The sequence below is a fragment of the Acidobacteriota bacterium genome (assembly GCA_026707545.1).
Taxonomy (GTDB): Bacteria; Acidobacteriota; Thermoanaerobaculia; order Multivoradales; family Multivoraceae; genus Multivorans.
In genome coordinates this window covers 2,545,800-2,563,213 of the sequence record JAPOWR010000001.1, presented here as the reverse complement: position 1 = coordinate 2,563,213, position 17,414 = coordinate 2,545,800, and the positions used below count along the sequence as shown (strand labels likewise).

Below are 17,414 nucleotides of genomic sequence, written 5' to 3'. Positions count from 1 at the left end.
GATGGGAATCGTCGTCGGCCTGCCGTCCGGCGACCTGCCGCGGGTGCGCGCCTGGTACGAGATGTTCGCCCGGTCGCTGGCGAACTTCGAAGGAGACGCCGAGCTCCATCGCGCCGGCCAGGAGGCCGCGGCGGCGATGCGCGAATACCTGGCGGAGAAGCTGGACGGGCAGCAGCCGGCCGGCGAGGCGGATAGCGGCACGCTGATCGAAGTGCTTACCGGGCCCGGCGGAACGCTCGCTCGGTCGGAAGTGCTGGCGAACCTGCTGATCGTCCTCTTCGGCGGCATCGAGACGACGGAGTCGATGATCGGCAACGCTCTCCACTACCTGCTGAGCGAGCCCGGCCTGCTGGCGGCTACGCTCGATTGCCGGACGGAGGGGGAAGCGGCCTTCCTGGCCGCGGTCGAAGACGTGATGGAGGAGTCGCTGCGCTACGACCCGGCGGTGCAGACGCTCACACGGCACACGACGGCGACGGTCCGCATCGGCGGCACGAAGATCGCTGCTGGCGAGACCGTGCAGTGCATGGTCGGCGGCGCCAACCGGGACCCGGCTGTCTTCGAAGATCCCGATCGTTTCAAACCCGGCCGGGCCAACGTCCGAAAGCACCTGGCCTTCGGTCTCGGCAACCACTTCTGCCTGGGGGCGCAACTCGCCCGCGCCGAGACCCGATCCGCGCTGCGGACCCTGCTCGAACGCTGGCCCGGCATCGAGCTCGACCGTGCCTCTTCGCTACCGCCGTACGGGCACGAGTTCCGCAAGCCCGGACGCCTCGTGGTGCGGCCTCACTCCACCGAGAGCCGCCCGAAACGGATCGCGGTGCGGCGGCGATCGGGGCTGTCGGAGCTGTCCCAGACCGCGAGCCATCTCCCTGATTCGTCTGCGGACGGCTCCTCGAGCAGCGTGGGGTAGCTGTTGAGGTTGCCGCCGTCGTAGAACGTGCGCTGTGGCGACCAGGCACCGCCGGGCGCCCGCGTCTTGTAGTAGAGGCCGCGCCGCTGCGCGCTGTCGCCGTAGACGTAGATGTGCCGGCCGGAGGAGTCCCGGCCGAAGAAGCTCTTGGCCCGGTAGTTGGGCAGCTCGGGCTCCGGCTGCGCCGTCGACCACGTTCGCCCGCCGTCCTCGCTACGGGTCGAGTAGGCCAGAGGGGGATCGAGCGGACGCTCGCGGTCCATGGTGGCCGTCCGCATGACCATCTCCAGTGCGCCGCCGCCGACGGGAGCGATCTTCCCCTCGTGCAGGAACACCGGATCGTCGTCCGGATACGGAACGTAGCCGGCCAGCTTCCAGTGCAGGAGGCTCTTGCTCTCGAGCACGAACTGGCGCCGGTCGCCATGGGGGTCATGTCGTCGCGAGTTGCGGTGGGCGGGCAGCAGATAGTGAGGGACTCCGTCGCGCTCTACGGTCTCGATGCCCGCGACGATGATCAGCGAGCCCTGATAGCCCATCGCCAGCTCGACGTGGTTCCAGGAGTAACCGCCGTCGGCGGTGTACGCCGCGACCAGGTCGGCGTTCTCGCTGTCGCGGTAGTGCATGGGCGCGCGCATGACGAAGAGCCAGACGACGTCCTGATCGGGAGGCCTGAACAGCACGGAGTTGTTGTAGGCGTACTGCACGCTGCCGTTGCGCACCCGGTGGTCGAACACGGTGATGCGCTCGTTCCAGGTTCTGCCGCCGTCGAGGCTCAGGGAGCAGACGATGTCGCCCATGTCCATCTTGCCGCGAACCTGCAGTCCGTAGGCGGCGATCAGGTGGTTATCGGTCCAGCGGGCGATGAAGGGCTCCCAGATCTTGTCGTACGGACCTTCAGGGTCGAGCACGTCGATCGTGACGACGTCCTCGACGTCTCCCCGATACGCCTCGTCTTCGGCGGCGATCGCCGTGGCGGTTGCAAACGCAAGGAGGGACGCGGCGAGGAGAGCCGGCAGGGCGGGTGAGCGTCGTCTGTACGGAAGAGACACGGACATGAGTTCCTCCCTAAGGGGGACGGAGCAGTCGGGACGCGGACGGGAGGAGAGACTACCGAGCCGCCGCGTCGTTCACCGCTCGCGAGGCCGAGCCGCGTTGATAGCGTCGCGGGCTGCTCCAGTGATGAGAAGACCCTCCCGCCTCCTGCTCTCGTTTGCCGTGATCCTGCCGGGGATGCTCCTGGCGAGTTGCACGCAGGCGCCAGGGCCATGGAACGCTGATCGTCACCTCAGCCACCGCCGCGGCACGCGGACGAGCGCGCCACCCTTTTCTTCTTCGATCCGGAGGGTCTGGGCTACGTCACGCTGCTGGGAACGGCGCGGATCATCCGCGACCCCGTCGAGGAGGCCCGCCGCTGGAAGGACGAGTGGGCCGACTTCTACGAGGACGGTCACCGGGGTCCCGACTTCGTCCTGATCCGCTTCGAGCCCGATCGGCTGGAGGTGATGAGCATCGAGCACGAGGTGGCGTCGGATCCCAAGGGCTGGAAGCCGGCCGTGGTCCAGCTGAAATCGCGGCCGTAGCTCTTTCTCCGAGCGCTACCGCCCGACCTCGGGTGCGCTGCCCTGCGCCGCCAACGAGCGGCGGGATCGTCGCCTACTCCAGGGTTCGTGCGAACTGGGCGACCCTCTTCTGGAGCGGTCGCCATTCGCGCTCGTGAGCCTCGAGATCGGCAGTCTGCACAAGCCGGTCGCGAACCACCACCCGCCCGTTGACCACCGTCGAGCGGACGTTCTCCGGATAGGCGGCGAAGGCGAGCGCGGCATAGGGATCGTAGACCGGCTGCATGTTGGCGGCATGGACGTCGACGACGACGAGATCGGCCTTCTTCCCGACCTCGATCGAGCCCAGCCGGTCCTCCATGTCGATCGCCCGGGCGCCGCCCATCGTCGCCATGTAGACCAGCTCGTAGGGGGTGAACCGAGTCGAGTCGCGGCCCAGGTAGCGGGCGATCCCCGCCGCCCAGTGCATGACGTTGAGAACGTCCATCTGGTTCGAGCTCATCGGCCCGTCGGTACCGAGGCCGAGGTCCAGGTCGCGCTGGAACATCTCCCATGCCGGCGACATCCCGGTGTTGCCACGCGAGTTGGCCTTCGGGTTGTGGCTGACGCCGACGCCACGCTGCTCGAGGATCGCCATGTCGTTCTCATCGACGTAGATGACGTGGGCACCGAGGACGTTGTCGCCCAGGAACCCGAGATCGTCGAGGTACTGGACAATGCTCTTGCCCTCCGGGAAGTCCCCGACGCGCTCGCGGATCAGCTCCTGCTCATGGGCGAACTCGGCCATGTGGATCAGCACCGGGACCCCTTCGCGATCGGCCAGAGCCTTCGACTTCAACAGCCACTCAGGCGGCACGGTGTAGGGCGCGTGGGGCGCGACCGCCGGCGTGATCAAGGGGTGGTCCTTCCACTCCTGGATGAAGCCCTCGGCGTAGGCCAGCCCGCCCCACGGCTCGGGCGCGTCCACCACCGGAAAACCGATGACGGTCTTCCCCAGGACCCCGCGGATCCCGACCTCGGCCACGGCTCGGGCCACCTCGTCCTCGTGGTAGTACATGTCGGCCACCAGCGTGACCCCGGCCAGCGCCATCTCGATCGCCGCATGCCGCGCGGCGACCCGGATCAGATCCCGTGAGAGCATCTCCTTCTCGAGGGGAAAGAAGAACCGGAACAGGCGGTTCTCGACGCCATTCTCACCCAGGCCCCGGAAGGCCACCATGGAGATGTGGTTGTGGAGATTCATCATGCCGGGCATGACGATGTCGCCGCCGGCGTCGATGACGGTTTCGGCTTCATAGCGCTCGGCCAGTCCGGCGCCTCCGACGGCAACGATCGTGTCGCCCCGCACCACGACGACGCCGGGCTGGTGGACGGTGCGCGTCTCGTCGATGGTCAACACGAGCCCATTGCGGATGATGAGGTCGGCCTTCTCGACCCCACCCAGCGAGCCGGTCGCCAGAACGGCCACCGCAGCCAACATCACCAGGGTCCTTGTGGATCGCAATGTCAAGTGTCCTCCTCTCTGGCGCCTCACCGCCGTTCGTGAGGCGACACTAGTAGCCGAGACCAGGCGGCAAGGCGGCGACCGGGGCTGGGCTATACTCCGCCCAATTCCGAAGCCGCGCCCGCCGGAGGGGCACACTCTCATTCCTGGGGGGAAGGAGCGACTATGTTTGTCCCGGAGACGTTTGCCCTGGCGATGGTCATGATGATCACCAGCACGGTTTGCTGGGGGTCTTGGGCCAACAGCTACAAGCTGACAAAGGACTACCGATTCGAGCTCTTCTACTGGGACTACGCCCTGGGGATCTTCCTCGTGTCGCTGATCTTCGCCTTCACCCTCGGCTCGACGGGCGGCGAGGGCGAGGGGTTTCTCGTCAACATCGCCGCGGCCGATCGCGGCAACATCGTGTCGGCGATGATCGGCGGTTTCATCTTCAACATCGCCAACCTGCTCCTGGTGGCTGGCATCGAGCTGGCCGGGCTGGCCGTCGCCTTCCCGGTCGCCATTGGCATCGCGCTGGTCGTCGGCGTGGTGATGAGCTACGCCATTCAGCCCAGCGGTGATCCGATGATCCTCGGTCTCGGGGTCCTGCTCGCGATCGTCGCCGTGTTCCTGATCGGCAAGGCCTACGGCCGTCTGGCCACCGACGGCGAGGGCGTGTCACGAAAGAGCCTGGTGATCTGCGTCGTCTCGGGCCTGCTGATGGGATCGTTCGCTCCCTTCGTCACCCGGGCGCTCACCTCCGGCCACACCCTGACCCCCTACAGCATCGCCGTCTTCTTCACTCTCGGCGCATTCCTCTGCTGTTTCGTCGTCAATATCTACTTCATGAAGAAGCCGCTCGTCGGCACGCCCGTCGACTTCTCCGGTTTCTTCGCCGCCCGGCCACGCGATCACGCGCTAGGCGTTGTCGGCGGGCTCGTCTGGGGCACCGGCACGGTGTTCAACTTCGTGGCCGCCAGCCTGGTCGGTGTCGCCATCTCCTACGCCATCGGCCAGGCCGCCCCGATGGTCGCGGCGGTGTGGGGTGTCTTCGTGTGGAAGGAGTTCGCTGGCGCCGACAAGACCGCCAAGGTCTATCTGGCGCTGATGTTCCTCTTCTACATCGCGGCGCTGGCGACGATCGCCAGTGCCTATCAGGCCGCCGCCTGACGCGATGACCAGGCACCTTCGGACTCCGGCGGCGGCGGCCGTACTGGCCCTGCTGGTCGCCGGCGGGGCGCGGGCCGAGCGCCACCAGGTCATCTTCGACACCGACTTCGGGACGTGCCCGCAGGACGACTGCTACGCGTTGATGCTGGCGCTCCAATCTCCCGAGCTCGAGATCCTCGGCATCACCACCGTCGCCGGCAACTGGTCGCTCGAGCAGGGGACCGCGGACGTCCTGCGGCTGCTCGAGATCGCGGGCCGCGAGGAGATCCCGGTCTACGCCGGCGCCGACATGCCGCTGATGCACGAGCCCTCCGAGTACGCCCGAACCACCTACGGCTCCTGGTGGTCGGACCAGCCGCCGACCGCACCGCCCGGGGGCTTCGCGCAGAAGAAGGTCGAGCCGCTCGGCGCGGTCGAGTACATCGTCGACACGATCGAATCACGGCCCGGCGAGGTCACGATCCTCGCCATCGGGCCGCTGACCAACGTCGCCATGGCCCTGCGCCACCGTCCCGGCCTCGCCGGCAGGGTCAAGAGGCTCGTCATCATGGGCGGCGCCGTAGCCACGCTTCCGGACGGCGCGGGCAACATCACCCCGGGTGCCGAGTTCAACTTCTGGGTCGATCCGGAGGCGGCGAAGATCGTCCTGCGCTCTGGTATCCCGATCGATCTCTCGCCGCTCAACGTCTCGCGCAAGTCCAGCTTCACCGCTGAGTGGTTCGACGAATTGGTGGCGAACCCAACGCCGTTCACCGAGCTCATCCGTGACGGCGGGCGGCTCTGGGAAGGCGCCCCTCCGGACGCGGTGGTCCACATGTACGACCAGATCGCCGTCGCCAGCCTCATCGACCCGACCCTGGTCACCACCACCGAGCTCTATGTCGACGTCGACAGCAATCCCGGCATCAGCTACGGAACCTCGTTGGGCGGACCCCGTCTGTGGCCCGGCGCCGAAGGTGCCCAGAAGATGACGGTCCAGTACGACCTCGACTGGGAGCGGTTCATCCGTATGTTCATCGAGAGGGTCGGCGGTCCGCTGCGCTAGACCAAGCCTCACCGACAACCCATCGTCCCTGCAAGGGAGCTAGCCATGGCCAAGACCTCCCACGTCGCCGTCGTCGGCAGCGCCAACATCGACCTGACCACCTTCAACGACCGCTGGCCGCGCGGCGGCGAGACGATCTTTGGAGACAGCTTCGACCTCGGCTTCGGCGGCAAGGGAGCCAACCAGGCGGTGGCGGCGAAGCTGTGTGGCGCCGACGTCTCGATGGTGGCGCGGGTTGGCGACGACCTCTTCGGGCCGTCGACGATCGAGAACTTCAAGTCCCAAGGGATCAACGCCGAGCACGTCCGGATCGTCGAGGGGATCTCGAGCGGCGTGGCTCCGATCTTCGTCGACACCGCGTCGGGCCAGAACCGGATCCTGGTGATCCCGGGGGCCAACAACAAGGTGCTGCCGGCCGACGTCGACGCCGCCGGGGACATGCTCAAGAGCGCAGACTGCATCGTCCTGCAGTTCGAGATCCCGCTCGAGACCGTCTATCACACCATCCGCTTCGCCCACGAGAACGGGATCCGCTGCATCCTCAACCCGGCGCCGGGGCAGGCCGTCGAGATGGACAAAGTGGCCAACCTCGACTACTTCGTGCCCAACGAGACCGAGGCCGAGGCGGTAACCGGGATCGCGGTCGGCAGCGTCGACGACGCCAAGCGCTGCGCCGAGAAGCTCCTCGAGGCGGGCATCAAGCGTGTGATCATCACCCTGGGATCTCAGGGGTCGCTGGTCGCCGGCGGCGACGGCATGCAGCACGTGCCGGCCTTCTCGGTCGAGGCGGTCGACACCACGGGAGCGGGCGACGCCTTCATTGGCAGCTTCGCCGTCTTTCTCGGCGAGGGAATGGAGGAGATCGAGGCCGTTACCCGTGCCAACCTCTACGCCGGGCTATCGACGACCGGCGTCGGCACCCAGAAGTCCTTTCTCGACCGTGCCGCCTTCGACGCGGCGTGGGCCGAGCGGAGCCGCTAGTGACCCTCCCCCGAGGGCGGCGGGGAATCGGGGCGCTCGCCCTCGCGGCCGGTCTGCTCCTGCTCCCGCTTCCGTCGGCTTCCCCGACGGCCGCGGCCGAGAGCAGGATCAAGGTCCTCGCCGATCAGGACAGCGCCGGGCCGCACGGAACGAACTTCCTGTCGCTCCTGATGCTGCTCAACGCGCCCCAGGTCGACCTTCTCGGCATCACCACCGTCAGCGGCGATCAGTGGGTTGAGCCGTCCACGGTCTTCGCGCTGCACGCCGTCGAGCTCGCCGGGCGGTCCGACGTGCCGGTCGTCAAGGGCGCCGAGCGCCCCCTGCTCAGGACCGGGCGCGAGCTCGAGCTGCGCGAGGCGCTCTACGGCACCTTTCCCAACTGGCGCGGCACGTACAACCCGGGAACTCCTCCGCCCGAGCGGGTGTGGGAGCCGCCGGGTGGATATCCGGAGACCGAGCCCCACCCGGGACGCGCCGCCGAGTTCATCATCGAGACCGTCCGCGCTCATCCCGGCGAGCTGGTCCTCTACTTCGCCGGCCCCCTGACCAATCTCGCTCTGGCCGTGCGCATGGACCCCGGCATCGTGCCGCTCACCAGGGCTCTCTATGTAATGGGCGCCTCGACCGGCGGCGGCTTCGAGCTCAACTGGTGGTGGGACCCGGAGGCGGCCGCCATCGTGATGCGCGAGCCCTGGAAGGAGATCGTCGTCACTCCCGGCGAGCTCGGCTTCAAGGTGCTGTCCCATCCCGAGCTCATGCGCCGCGTAGTCGCCGCCGGCGGCCCGTTCACGGAGCACGTGCAGTCGCTCTACCTCGACTACGAGCCTCTGCCCAATCTGTCACAGTGGTCGGCGATGTGGGACGAGGTGGCGGTGGCGGCGCTGATCGATCCCTCGATCGTCACCGAGACCCAGACGATGTGGCTCGACGTCGACATCACCCACGGGCCCAAGTACGGGCACACGGTGGTCTGGACCCGGCCGGAGGAGGTGCCGACCTTCTTCATGGCCTACAGCGGCCCCGAGGGCCTGGACCGGGAAGCGTGGGCCGATCTGCTCGAGCCTCCCGCCCACCTCCGGGCGGCGACGGTCCAGAGGGAGGTCGACATCGCGCGCTTCGAGGAGCTGTTCGTCCAGCTCATGAGCCACCGATGATCCAGGCTCGGCGACACCCTTTCCTCTTCGCGGCGGCCGTCGTTCCGGCGTTGGCGCTCGGCTGCTCCGCGGCCGAGCGCGAGGCCGAGCGCCCCTGGGCGCTCACCGAGGAGGCCCGCCAGGAGGTCACCGAGCCCGAGCTCGAGGGCCGGATCTTTACGGCCCTCGACGCCGCGGCCAAAGCCGGAACGGACCCCAGCATCTCGAAGTACCACGTCCGCGCGGCGACGGTCGTGAGCCACGACGGCGTCGACCACACCGTCGTCGGTGGCAACACCGAGTGGGCCGGCTACCCGGAAGCCATCCACGCCGAGACCTCCCTGCTCAACCACGTGATCAACCTGATCGGACCCGAGGCCGCCCGCGAAGAAGTCGACTTCCTCGCCTTCTACACCGACCGCGCCTGTGGCACCGGCGGGTCGTGCGGCGACTGCCGCGATTACCTGATGACCACGACGCGCTGGCGGGACCTGCTCATCGTCTGCGGGTCGGGCGCGGACCACAGCGTGCACGTTCGCCGTTTCGCGCCTTGGGTGGTCCCGGAGACCGACTTCCCCGAGGTCACCCCCGAGGACACCGGTCTGCCGGCGGCGCAGCTTGAAGAGCTCGTCGCCACCGCCCTCGAGGCGCGCGCCGGCGGCGTCGCGTTGTTCACCGCCGCCGCGGAGCACCTGGGTGTCGCCGCGCTCACCACCCAGGGCAACGTCTACCGCGCCGCCGGCGCCGACGACGCGGCCTTCCACTACCGCTACCCCGTGGGGGCTGTCCTGCAACAGGCGGCGGCCCACAGCGACTACTTCGTCGCGGCGATCGTCGTGGCGACGGCTCCCGGACACACGCCACGGGTCAGCTACCGCGACCGCCAGTACGGCTACGAGGCGAGCTCGTTCAATCAGAAGCGCGGGCACGAGCCGACGCTCCTCATCCTGATCGAGGAATCGACCGACGGCGCCAGCCGTCGCCTACGCCGAACAACCTTCGAAGAGGCCCTGCCCGGCGCCTTCTCGACCGCCAGCTTCATGCCCGAGGCGGTCGACCGCTTTCTCGACCAGCGCGCCCAGCCCGAGTAGAGGCGGCGACGCGCCTCGGGATGCGCGGTCGCATTCCGCACGCAGCCAGTCCGAGGTGGCTGAGTAGAGCGAGTGCGCCTACCCGTTCTACTCGGAGGGCGCCCGCCGCATCAACTCCACAAACAACTTCTCGAAGCGCTCGACGTCGATATCCGTCTGCACCGTCCACGTCTGGCCGGCGAACCACGGCTCGATGCGCGGCGACGTCCACACCGTCTTGCCGTAGCTCGGCCCCGGGAGATAGTCGACGTCGAGGCGCAGCTCCTCGGTCTCGGTGATGATCGCCGGGTCGATGATCGCCGCCGCCGCCAGCTCGTCCCACATGTAGCTGTAGCCGCGGTCGAGGTCGAGATAGCTGGCGCGCAGGTACTCGGCCAGCGGTGTCCCCGCGTCGGCGATCGCCTCGATCAGCTCGCGCGTCATGTGGGTCTTGTGACAGACGTCGATCGGGGTCAGGTGGCGCTCTTTCCAAGGCGTCCGGATATGGATGAACGCGGCCTCGGCGTCCCACCAGAAGTTGAAGCGCTGGTTGACGTGGATGTGGCCCCCCATCGTGTAGACCGCCTTGATCTTGTCCACGATGTCTGGCGCCAGACGCACGGCCAGAGCGACGTTGGTGAGCGGACCGGCGGTGTGGAGCACCAGCTCGCCGGGGTATTTGCGGGCCATCTCGATCAGAAGCTCGGCCGCGGTCTGGTCCACCACCTCGAGGGTCGGAGGGCCCCCGGGCTCGTAGGAGATCTGGTCGGGCGGCGGCACCTCGTCTCCCCAGTTGCCGTGCCAGCCGTCGCCCGCCTTTTCACCCCACAGCTCCTCGCGGCGCTCCATCATCGCCTGCGAATTGAGCAGCGGCACCTCCGAGCCCGCCGCGACGGGCACATGGGTCTGGCCGGTGAGCTCGACGATCTTGAGCGTGTGGTACACCGCCTGATCCAGCCAGGCGTCCCCCGCCACGACGCCGATGCCGACGACGTCGACGTTGGGCGCCTGGAGCAGCATGGCGATCGAGACCGAGTCGGTCCCCGCCGGGCCCGAGGTGTCCTGGTCGATGAAGACCTTGACCAGCTCCGCCTCGTCGGCGCGTGCGCCGGCGGCGGTCAGGGTCAGGGCGAGCGCGAAACCGACGATCGAACGGCGACGCATGAGATCTCCTCCTCTTTGTGCGAATCGGCGCCAAGTCTACAGCCGGCCCGAAAGGCTGGCCAACGCACCGCCTCGAGCCCTGCGGGCCGCACTCCGTATAATCTCGCGTCAGCCGATGCGATCGACCTTCACCGCCGCGATCACCCTGGCCCTCCTGCTCCCCCTCTCCGCGTCACGACCGGCGACCGGCCAGGATCCGGTCGTTCCGGCGGCGAGCTCGGCCGAGGCCCGAGCCCTTCTCGCCGCCGGCCGCTTCGAGGAGGCGATCGTGAGCTACCACTCGGCGCTCGAGGGCGCGCCGGACGATACGCGGCTATGGGTCGAGCTGGGCGAGGCCTACCGCTCGCGCTTCCGGATGGCGGAGGCGATCGCCGCCTTTCGCCGCACCCTCGAGATCGAGCCCGGCCACGAGCTCGCACTGCTGGCGCTGGCCGAGTCCTACCGCCAGCTCAGCAACTTCAACCAGGCCAAGCGGGTCCTGGAGGAGGCGATCGCGACGCACCCCGAGAGCGCGGCGCCACCGTTCGCGCTCGGCCGCCTCTTCATCGATCTGCAGCTCTACGATGAGGCGGCCGAGGCGCTTCAGGCGGCGCTCGCGATCGATCCCGACAGCGCCACCATCCGCCTCCACTTCGGCGTCGTCCACAAGTCGCGTGACGAGATCGAAGAGGCGATCGCCGAGCTCAACCACGCCATCCGGCTCGAGCCCGACAACGCCGTCGCCCATTACTTCCGGGCCTCGATCTACGCCGACCGCAACGACGCTGTCCGGGCCCTCGCCGACGCCGAGCGGGTGGTGGAGCTGGAGCCCGACAAGACCCGCGGACGCTTCCTCCTGGCGACGATCCTGGTGCGCGAGAAACGGTGCGCCGAGGGCGCCGAGCACCTGGAGCGGATCCTCGCGGTCAAGCCCGACGACACCGAGTCGGTCTCCCTCCTGGCCCGAGCCTACCACTGCTCCGGACGGCCCGAGAAGGCGGCCGAGGTGCGGCGCCGCTTCGCCGAGCTCGCCAAGCGAGACCACACCGAGCGCGAAAGCGGCGTCCAGGCCGACCATCTGGTGCGCGAGGCGGGCGAGAACGCCCGCGGCGGCCGCCCCAACGAGGCGCTGGCGCTGCTGCAGCAGGCGATCGAGCAGGATCCGGACAACGAGGGGGCCTTCATCCAGCTGGCCAAGATCCTCTACTCCGCCGGCCGCTTCCAGATCGCGCGCGAGGCGGCCGAGCAGGCCCTGATCCACGCGCCCTACAGCGCCGAGGCGCTCTATGTCCTCGGACTCACCCTCGGCAAGCTGGGGGACCCGGAAGCGGCTCGCGAAGCGCTGATGCAGGCGACTCTCATCAACCCGGTGGATTCGGAGGCCTTCTTCCACCTGTCACAGGTCTGTCTCGAGCTCGACGACCGCGAGAGCGCGGTCGAGGCGCTGCGTCGGGCCGTCGACCTGGAGCCCGGGGACGAGCGCTATGCGAGGGCGCTGGCCTCGGCCAGCGAGCCGGGCTAAGCGTCTTCGCCCGGTCGTGCGAGGGCCGGGCGGCGCGCCTCGCCGCGGGCCTAGTACATGATGGTGCGCGTCAGGTGATGCGGCCAGTGCGTCGTGTGATAGCTCGACCAGAGGCGGGCGTCGACCTGCGGAATGATCACCTCAAGCTCCGGCGGGCGCAGCGCGTTGACCTCCTCGGTGAGCAGCGCCGTCGCGTAGAGCATGTGGGCCCGGATCTCGATCTCCTCGTCGGAGTCGCGGGGGATCAGCACGCCCTGTTCGATCTTGTCGTCGAGCTCCGGCGTATAGACCAGGATGCCCATGACTCGCAGCGCCACCGGCACGATGTAGTCGGCAAAAGCGGTCATCGAGCCGATGTCGTCGATGCGAAAGCCGCCGTGGCCGCGAAAGCCCGAGTAGAGACCCCAGTAGGTGAGCTGCGCCAGCTTGTGGAACTGGACGGTGTGGCCGCGATAGGGGGAGGTGTCGTTGAAGCGCGGGAACTCGCTGATGAGCCGGTCGACCAGACCCTTCCCCGAGTCGAAGAGGCGCGGCGAGCAGGTGGGCACGAAGTTGTGGAAGAAGCCGTCGTAGCGCTCCGCCAGGGCCTGGCCGACCTCGTTCAGGACCGCCCGCTTCTCGTCGAGCATCGGCATCTCGATGTTGCCGCTGAAGACCTCGTCGAGCTCGTCGCGGCTCACCTCGGCCAGGAAGCGGCCGTCGAGGATCGGGATGCCCTTCTCCATCGCCCGCTTGAGGCATGCGGTCATCGCCTGGGCGTCGGACCAGCTCCGGCCCTGGTACTCGGTCTGGAATTTGATGCCGGTGTCGAAGTCGGTGAAGGCGGAGTTGATGGTGTTCGAGACCATGGCGAAGTCGATCGCCCGGTCACGCTCGGTCGCCGGATCGAAGTCGAGTCCGAAGCTGGGAAAGGGCAGCTTCTCATAGGCCATCCACCGCGCCACCGCGCGGATCCGCGCTTCGTCGGTGCGGACGTGGCGCGAGCTCGCGATGACCGGCCACAGGCTGTCCAGGACCGGGCTGCCGATCGGCGCGGGCCGGCGCGGATCCGTCACACCCTCGCCGGCCGTCGACCCGGCCGAGGGTCTGGAAAAGGCGATGGGAAGCGCCAGGGCGCTCCCCATCGCCGACAGAAACGATCGTCTCGTAGCGATGCTCACGTCTCCGGCCCTAGAAACGGAACCTCGCGCCCAGCTGGATCGCGAACGGCGTGCTGCCCGGCGCGATCTGGTCGTTGATGCGATAGCCGTCCCGGCCCTCGACCGGCGGCGCGTCGAGCTCCGTTGCGACCAACGAGGAAATCGCCGGATTGGCGTACTTGTTGGCGGTATCGAACACGTTGAAGATGTCGACGATCACCTCGACCGTCTTCTCGCCACCCAGCTGAAACTCCTTGCTCACCCGCATGTCGAACTGGAAGAAGTCGGGCTGCCGTCCCGGGTACCGCTCCAGCAGGTACCTGCCGCTGGGCCCGTTGACCACCGGACGGTCGTTGGAGCAGCCGTTGTTGACCACCCCGTCACCGTTGGTGTCGTCGGCGATGCAGGCGGGGAAGGGGATCCCGTCGCGGGCGATGAGCAGGCCGCTCACGAGGAAGCCCTTACCGACGTCGACGCTTCCCGAGATCTTCAGCTGGTTGGGAATGTCGAGCGCGTTGCGACCCCAGTCCAGATCGATGTTGTACGGGTCCGACGGACCGAAGAAGCTGTCGGTGTCCCGCTCGCTCGCGGCGTTGTCCTTGTTCGAGGAGTGCGAGTAGTTGATGAAGAACTGATACCCGTTGGCGTAGCGCCGGGTCAGGTTGATGACGAACTGCCGGAACTCACCACGGCTGAAGCTGCCGTGGGCGTTGGCGCCAGCGACCGTGTCGTCGACCGGCCCACCGAGGATCGTCCGTCCGAATTCATCCTGGCCGAGGCTCTCGAAGTTTCGATTCCATCGCGTGCTGCTGAACCCGCCGGTGCGCAGGTACTTCGAATCGCCCTGGGCGTAGGTGCCGGTGAGGGTGTAGTCCTGGTTGAGCTGCCACTCGAGGCTGAGCGTGGTGTTCTCGACCTGCGGGTTGCGCATCCCCGGATCGTCGTAGCCGGTGTCGAACGGCGGCTGCGGCAGACCCGGGATCGGATTGTTCGGATCGACCTGATCCGGGAAGAGATTCGGATACCCGCCCGCTGGCAGACAAGCCGGGTTGAAGAAGCAGAAGAGGACCGTCGTGTTGCCCGCGCCCCGATTCATGAAGATGGTCGGGATCTGGGCGTAGTAGAGGCCCCACGAGGCGCGCAGGATGGCCGGTTTGCCGCCGATGTCGAAGGAATAGGAGGCACCGAGGCGCGGTCCGATCTGATCCGTGTCGTCCGGCGGACGCTGCGGCGGCGCGCCAAAGGTGGTGTCAGCGCCGATTCCGAGCGGGACGTTCACACCGGCGATCGGCGACCGCGGCTTGGGGTTCTTGGTGTTGTCCCAGCGCACACCGTAGTTGATCGTGAGATTGGGCGACGCCTGCCACTTGTCCTGGGCGTAGGCGCCAAAGGCGGTCTGGCGCACCCGCTCGGGCTGCAGCGCCGCCTCCGCATAGGGCTCGCCGAGCCCGAAGCCCTGGATGAAGCCGAACGGCTGCCCGGCCTGGAAGTCCTCGAGCGAGAAGAAGCTGTACTGCCCCGCCGACCAGCCGAAGAACCGGTTCTGACGGATCGAGTAGCCGTTGTAGTCGGCGCCGAACTTCAGATCGTGATCGCCGAAGGCGTACTGGAAGTTCTCCTGGATGGTGATCTTCTCGTTGGAGCCCTGAATCGGCAGGAAGAAGCGCTGGCCGAAGGTGCCGGTATCCAGGATCTCGATCTGAGGCAGCGAGCTGAGGTTGTTGCGCGGCCGGTTCTGGTCCGAATACATGACCTTGAGCTCGTTCGAGCCCCGCCCGCCGGAGGTGACCGCAGTCCAGGTGGTGATGTAGTTGTCGCCGTTGTTCTGGAACTCCTCGGTGTTGCCGAAGGAAGCCTGGATCTGGTTCTGGCCGCGGCCGCCGGTGAAGCCGACGGTCTCGTTGTTGGTCTGGAACCAGCGGGTGCTCAGTCGTTGGCTCTCGCTCGCCTGCCAGTCCCACTTGAGGAGAACGGAACGGAGGTCCTGTGACTGGGTGTTGGCGCCCTCGAGGGAGCCGAGGTCGTTGATCCCGAGCTCCGGCGCCCCGATTCCACTGACCTCCCGGGCGAACTTGGTGATCAGCGGGCCTTCGCGCTCCGAAATGTCGAAGGCGCCGAAGAAGAAGTGTCGATCCTGCTGCAGCGGGCCTCCGTAGGCCGCCCCGACCTGATTCTGCTCGTCGATGTTGGGCGGCACACCGAGCCAGTCGTCGTTGGTCAGGCTCTCGTTGCGGTGGTACCAGTGGGCGCTGCCCTTGAACTCGTTGGTTCCCGACTTGGTGACCACGTTGATCAGGCCGCCGGTCGAGCGACCGAACTCCGGGGCGAAGCCGTTGGTGACGACCTGGAACTCCTGGACCGCCTCGATCGGGATGACCGAGTTCTTGGTCTCGAGCGAGCCGAAGAACTCACCGAAGAAGTTGTCGCGACCGTCGGCGCCGTCGATCGACAGCCCGGTATAGTCGCTCTGCTGGCCGCCGAGGCGCAGCCCGCCGCGCAGACCGGGCGTCACCTGCGCCGCCGGGCTCAAACGAGCCAGGTCGCGGAAGTCCCGACCCAGCAGCGGCAGGTTCTCGATCGCCTCCTCGCTGATCAGCTGGCTGACACCGGCCGACGAGACGTCGATCGGCGCCATGGTCGCCAAGACCACGATCGTCTCGGTCTGGGTCTCGATCTCGAGCTGGAAGTCGAACGACAGCGAAGCGCCGACGTTGAGCGTCAGCTCGGTCACTTCGCCGGTGAAGCCCTGGAGCTCGACCGACATGGTGTAGGCCCCAGCGGGGATCTGTGCGAAGACATAGGCACCGCTATCGCTGGATACGACCACCCGCGAGAACGCGGTCGCCTCGTTCCTCAACGTGACCGTCACACCCGGCATCGGTCCACCGGTCTGGTCGGTTATCACTCCACGGATCTGACCGCTGTCGAGCGTTTGTGCTTGGACGCTCGTCGGCAGGCACACCAAAGCCGTTATCGCGCAGATAGGCGCTACCCCCAAGGCTTTTCGCATCACAACCTCCTTCTCGGCAGAGAAATGGCGCAAGCTAGTCTTTTGAGGTGGCCCGACCCTACACCAACCCCGACGACCGGAGCAAATCTCAGGCACCCATTCGGCCGATTTACTACATCGGGTGCCTAGAAGCCGGTGATCCGCTCCAGAAAGAAGGACAAGAAGCGCTCGGCCTCGACCTCGACCGCCACGTGAGCGTTGGGCTCGACCCGATCGATGCCGGTCATCTTCAGCCGGTCGCCCTCGGGCTCGTTGCGCTCCACGAAGTTGTAGCGGTTGCCCACGGTCTGGCCGCGGGTGAACTCGCCCCGGGTCTCGACGTCGAGGCGCATATGGCGGGTCGTCACGAAGGACGGATCGATCGCGACCCCGATCGCCAGCGGGTCGTGCATCGGCGTGCCCTCGGCCCCGAACTCGGCGGCCAGGTAGACGAGAAAGCGCATCACCCGCTTGGCGAAATCGGCGACCTCACCCTCCGCCAGCGCCAGCCGCTCGAGATGCTCGGCTCCGAAGTTGGTCCTGTGAGTGACGTCGAGCCCCACCATCGTCACCTTCCAACCGGCGTGAAAGACGGCGTGGGCCGCCTCCGGATCGTTGTAGATGTTGGCCTCCGCCACCGCAGTGACGTTGCCTTCGGTGATCGAGCCGCCCATGATCACGACCTCCTTGACCAGCGGCACGATGCCGGGATCCTTGTGCAGGGCCAGCGCGATGTTGGTCAGCGGGCCGATCGGAACGAGAGTGATCTCTCCCGGCATCCGATGTACCATCTCGATGATGAGATCGGGGGCGAATCGGCCGTCGGCGCTGCAGCTCGAAGGCTCCAGCTCGATGTCGCCGAGACCGTTTTCTCCATGGACGAACTCGGCGGTGATCAGGCGCTGTGCCAGCGGTCGTTGGGCTCCGCCGGCGATCGGAATGTCGCAGCGGCCGGCGAGCGAGACGAGGTTCAGCGTGTTCTCCAGCGCCTGCTCCGCGGTGACGTTGCCCGGGACGACGGTGAAGGCCTTGACGTCGAGCTCCGGCGATGCGAGCGCCAGCAGGATGGCCATCGCGTCGTCGGTCCCCGGGTCGGTATCGATGATGACCGGGAGCGGCGCGCCCTCCGGCTCGTTCTGGGCGACAGCGGCCGGCCCCGGCGGGCACAGCAAGGCAAACAGGGCGGCGAAGACCGCGCCACGCGCGACCCGCGAACCGAACTGACGACGTGAGCGCTCTGCGGTCCTGGATCGGGCGGACATAG

At 67.5% G+C, this 17,414-nt stretch carries 13 protein-coding genes and 1 pseudogene; 7 read left to right on the top strand and 7 right to left on the bottom strand.

The window, feature by feature from the left end; all coding sequences use genetic code 11:
• Positions 1–61 precede the first annotated feature (61 nt).
• Positions 62–688 (top strand): annotated as a pseudogene (locus OXG83_10125) (cytochrome P450).
• Between the two features lie 98 nt (positions 689–786).
• Here the strand turns inward: OXG83_10125 and OXG83_10120 are convergent.
• The 3 genes from OXG83_10120 to OXG83_10110 form a co-directional block, all read right to left on the bottom strand.
• The gene (locus OXG83_10120; protein ID MCY3965386.1) at positions 787–1,968 is read right to left on the bottom strand and encodes a sialidase family protein; all 1,182 of its coding nucleotides are present in this window, start codon (positions 1,966–1,968) and stop codon (positions 787–789) included.
• 225 nt (positions 1,969–2,193) lie between these two features.
• Positions 2,194–2,430, bottom strand: coding sequence for a hypothetical protein (locus OXG83_10115; GenBank protein ID MCY3965385.1), 237 nt, complete (start codon positions 2,428–2,430; stop codon positions 2,194–2,196).
• Positions 2,431–2,566: 136 nt separating this feature from the next.
• Positions 2,567–3,976 (bottom strand): amidohydrolase, encoded by a 1,410-nt coding sequence (locus tag OXG83_10110; GenBank protein ID MCY3965384.1) that lies wholly within the window; start codon positions 3,974–3,976, stop codon positions 2,567–2,569.
• A 165-nt stretch (positions 3,977–4,141) separates the two neighbouring features.
• On the opposite strand from OXG83_10110, the gene OXG83_10105 reads away from it, so the two are divergent.
• From OXG83_10105 to OXG83_10085, 5 genes are read left to right on the top strand one after another with little or no spacing between them, the layout of a single operon-like run.
• Positions 4,142–5,128 carry a GRP family sugar transporter gene (locus tag OXG83_10105; GenBank protein MCY3965383.1) on the top strand — a complete coding sequence of 329 codons (987 nt, stop codon included), beginning with the start codon at positions 4,142–4,144 and terminating at the stop codon, positions 5,126–5,128.
• A gap of 4 nt (positions 5,129–5,132) precedes the next feature.
• Positions 5,133–6,173, top strand: a complete 1,041-nt coding sequence (locus OXG83_10100) for a nucleoside hydrolase (GenBank protein MCY3965382.1) — start codon at positions 5,133–5,135, stop codon at positions 6,171–6,173.
• Between the two features lie 45 nt (positions 6,174–6,218).
• Entirely contained in the window at positions 6,219–7,154 is a 936-nt protein-coding gene (gene rbsK, locus OXG83_10095; GenBank protein ID MCY3965381.1) for a ribokinase, read from the top strand.
• Positions 7,154–8,308: a nucleoside hydrolase gene (locus OXG83_10090; protein MCY3965380.1), complete on the top strand. Its 1,155-nt coding sequence runs from the start codon at positions 7,154–7,156 to the stop codon at positions 8,306–8,308. The genes rbsK and OXG83_10090 overlap by 1 nt, the downstream gene beginning before the upstream one ends.
• Positions 8,305–9,378, top strand: a complete 1,074-nt coding sequence (locus tag OXG83_10085) for a hypothetical protein (GenBank protein MCY3965379.1) — start codon at positions 8,305–8,307, stop codon at positions 9,376–9,378. Before OXG83_10090 ends, OXG83_10085 begins: the two co-directional genes overlap by 4 nt.
• A gap of 87 nt (positions 9,379–9,465) precedes the next feature.
• Here the strand turns inward: OXG83_10085 and OXG83_10080 are convergent, their stop codons facing one another.
• On the bottom strand, positions 9,466–10,521 hold the full coding sequence (locus OXG83_10080; protein MCY3965378.1) for a nucleoside hydrolase: 1,056 nt from the start codon (positions 10,519–10,521) through the stop codon (positions 9,466–9,468).
• Between the two features lie 115 nt (positions 10,522–10,636).
• On the opposite strand from OXG83_10080, the gene OXG83_10075 reads away from it, so the two are divergent.
• Positions 10,637–12,022 (top strand): tetratricopeptide repeat protein, encoded by a 1,386-nt coding sequence (locus OXG83_10075; protein ID MCY3965377.1) that lies wholly within the window; start codon positions 10,637–10,639, stop codon positions 12,020–12,022.
• A gap of 50 nt (positions 12,023–12,072) precedes the next feature.
• On the opposite strand, the gene OXG83_10070 is transcribed toward OXG83_10075, so the two are convergent.
• The 3 genes from OXG83_10070 to OXG83_10060 form a co-directional block, all read right to left on the bottom strand.
• Complete coding sequence (locus OXG83_10070) at positions 12,073–13,182, bottom strand: hypothetical protein (GenBank protein MCY3965376.1); 1,110 nt, start codon at positions 13,180–13,182, stop codon at positions 12,073–12,075.
• 10 nt (positions 13,183–13,192) lie between these two features.
• Entirely contained in the window at positions 13,193–16,066 is a 2,874-nt protein-coding gene (locus OXG83_10065; protein MCY3965375.1) for a TonB-dependent receptor, read from the bottom strand.
• A 230-nt stretch (positions 16,067–16,296) separates the two neighbouring features.
• Positions 16,297–17,412 (bottom strand): nucleoside hydrolase, encoded by a 1,116-nt coding sequence (locus OXG83_10060; GenBank protein ID MCY3965374.1) that lies wholly within the window; start codon positions 17,410–17,412, stop codon positions 16,297–16,299.
• Positions 17,413–17,414: the final 2 nt, after the last annotated feature.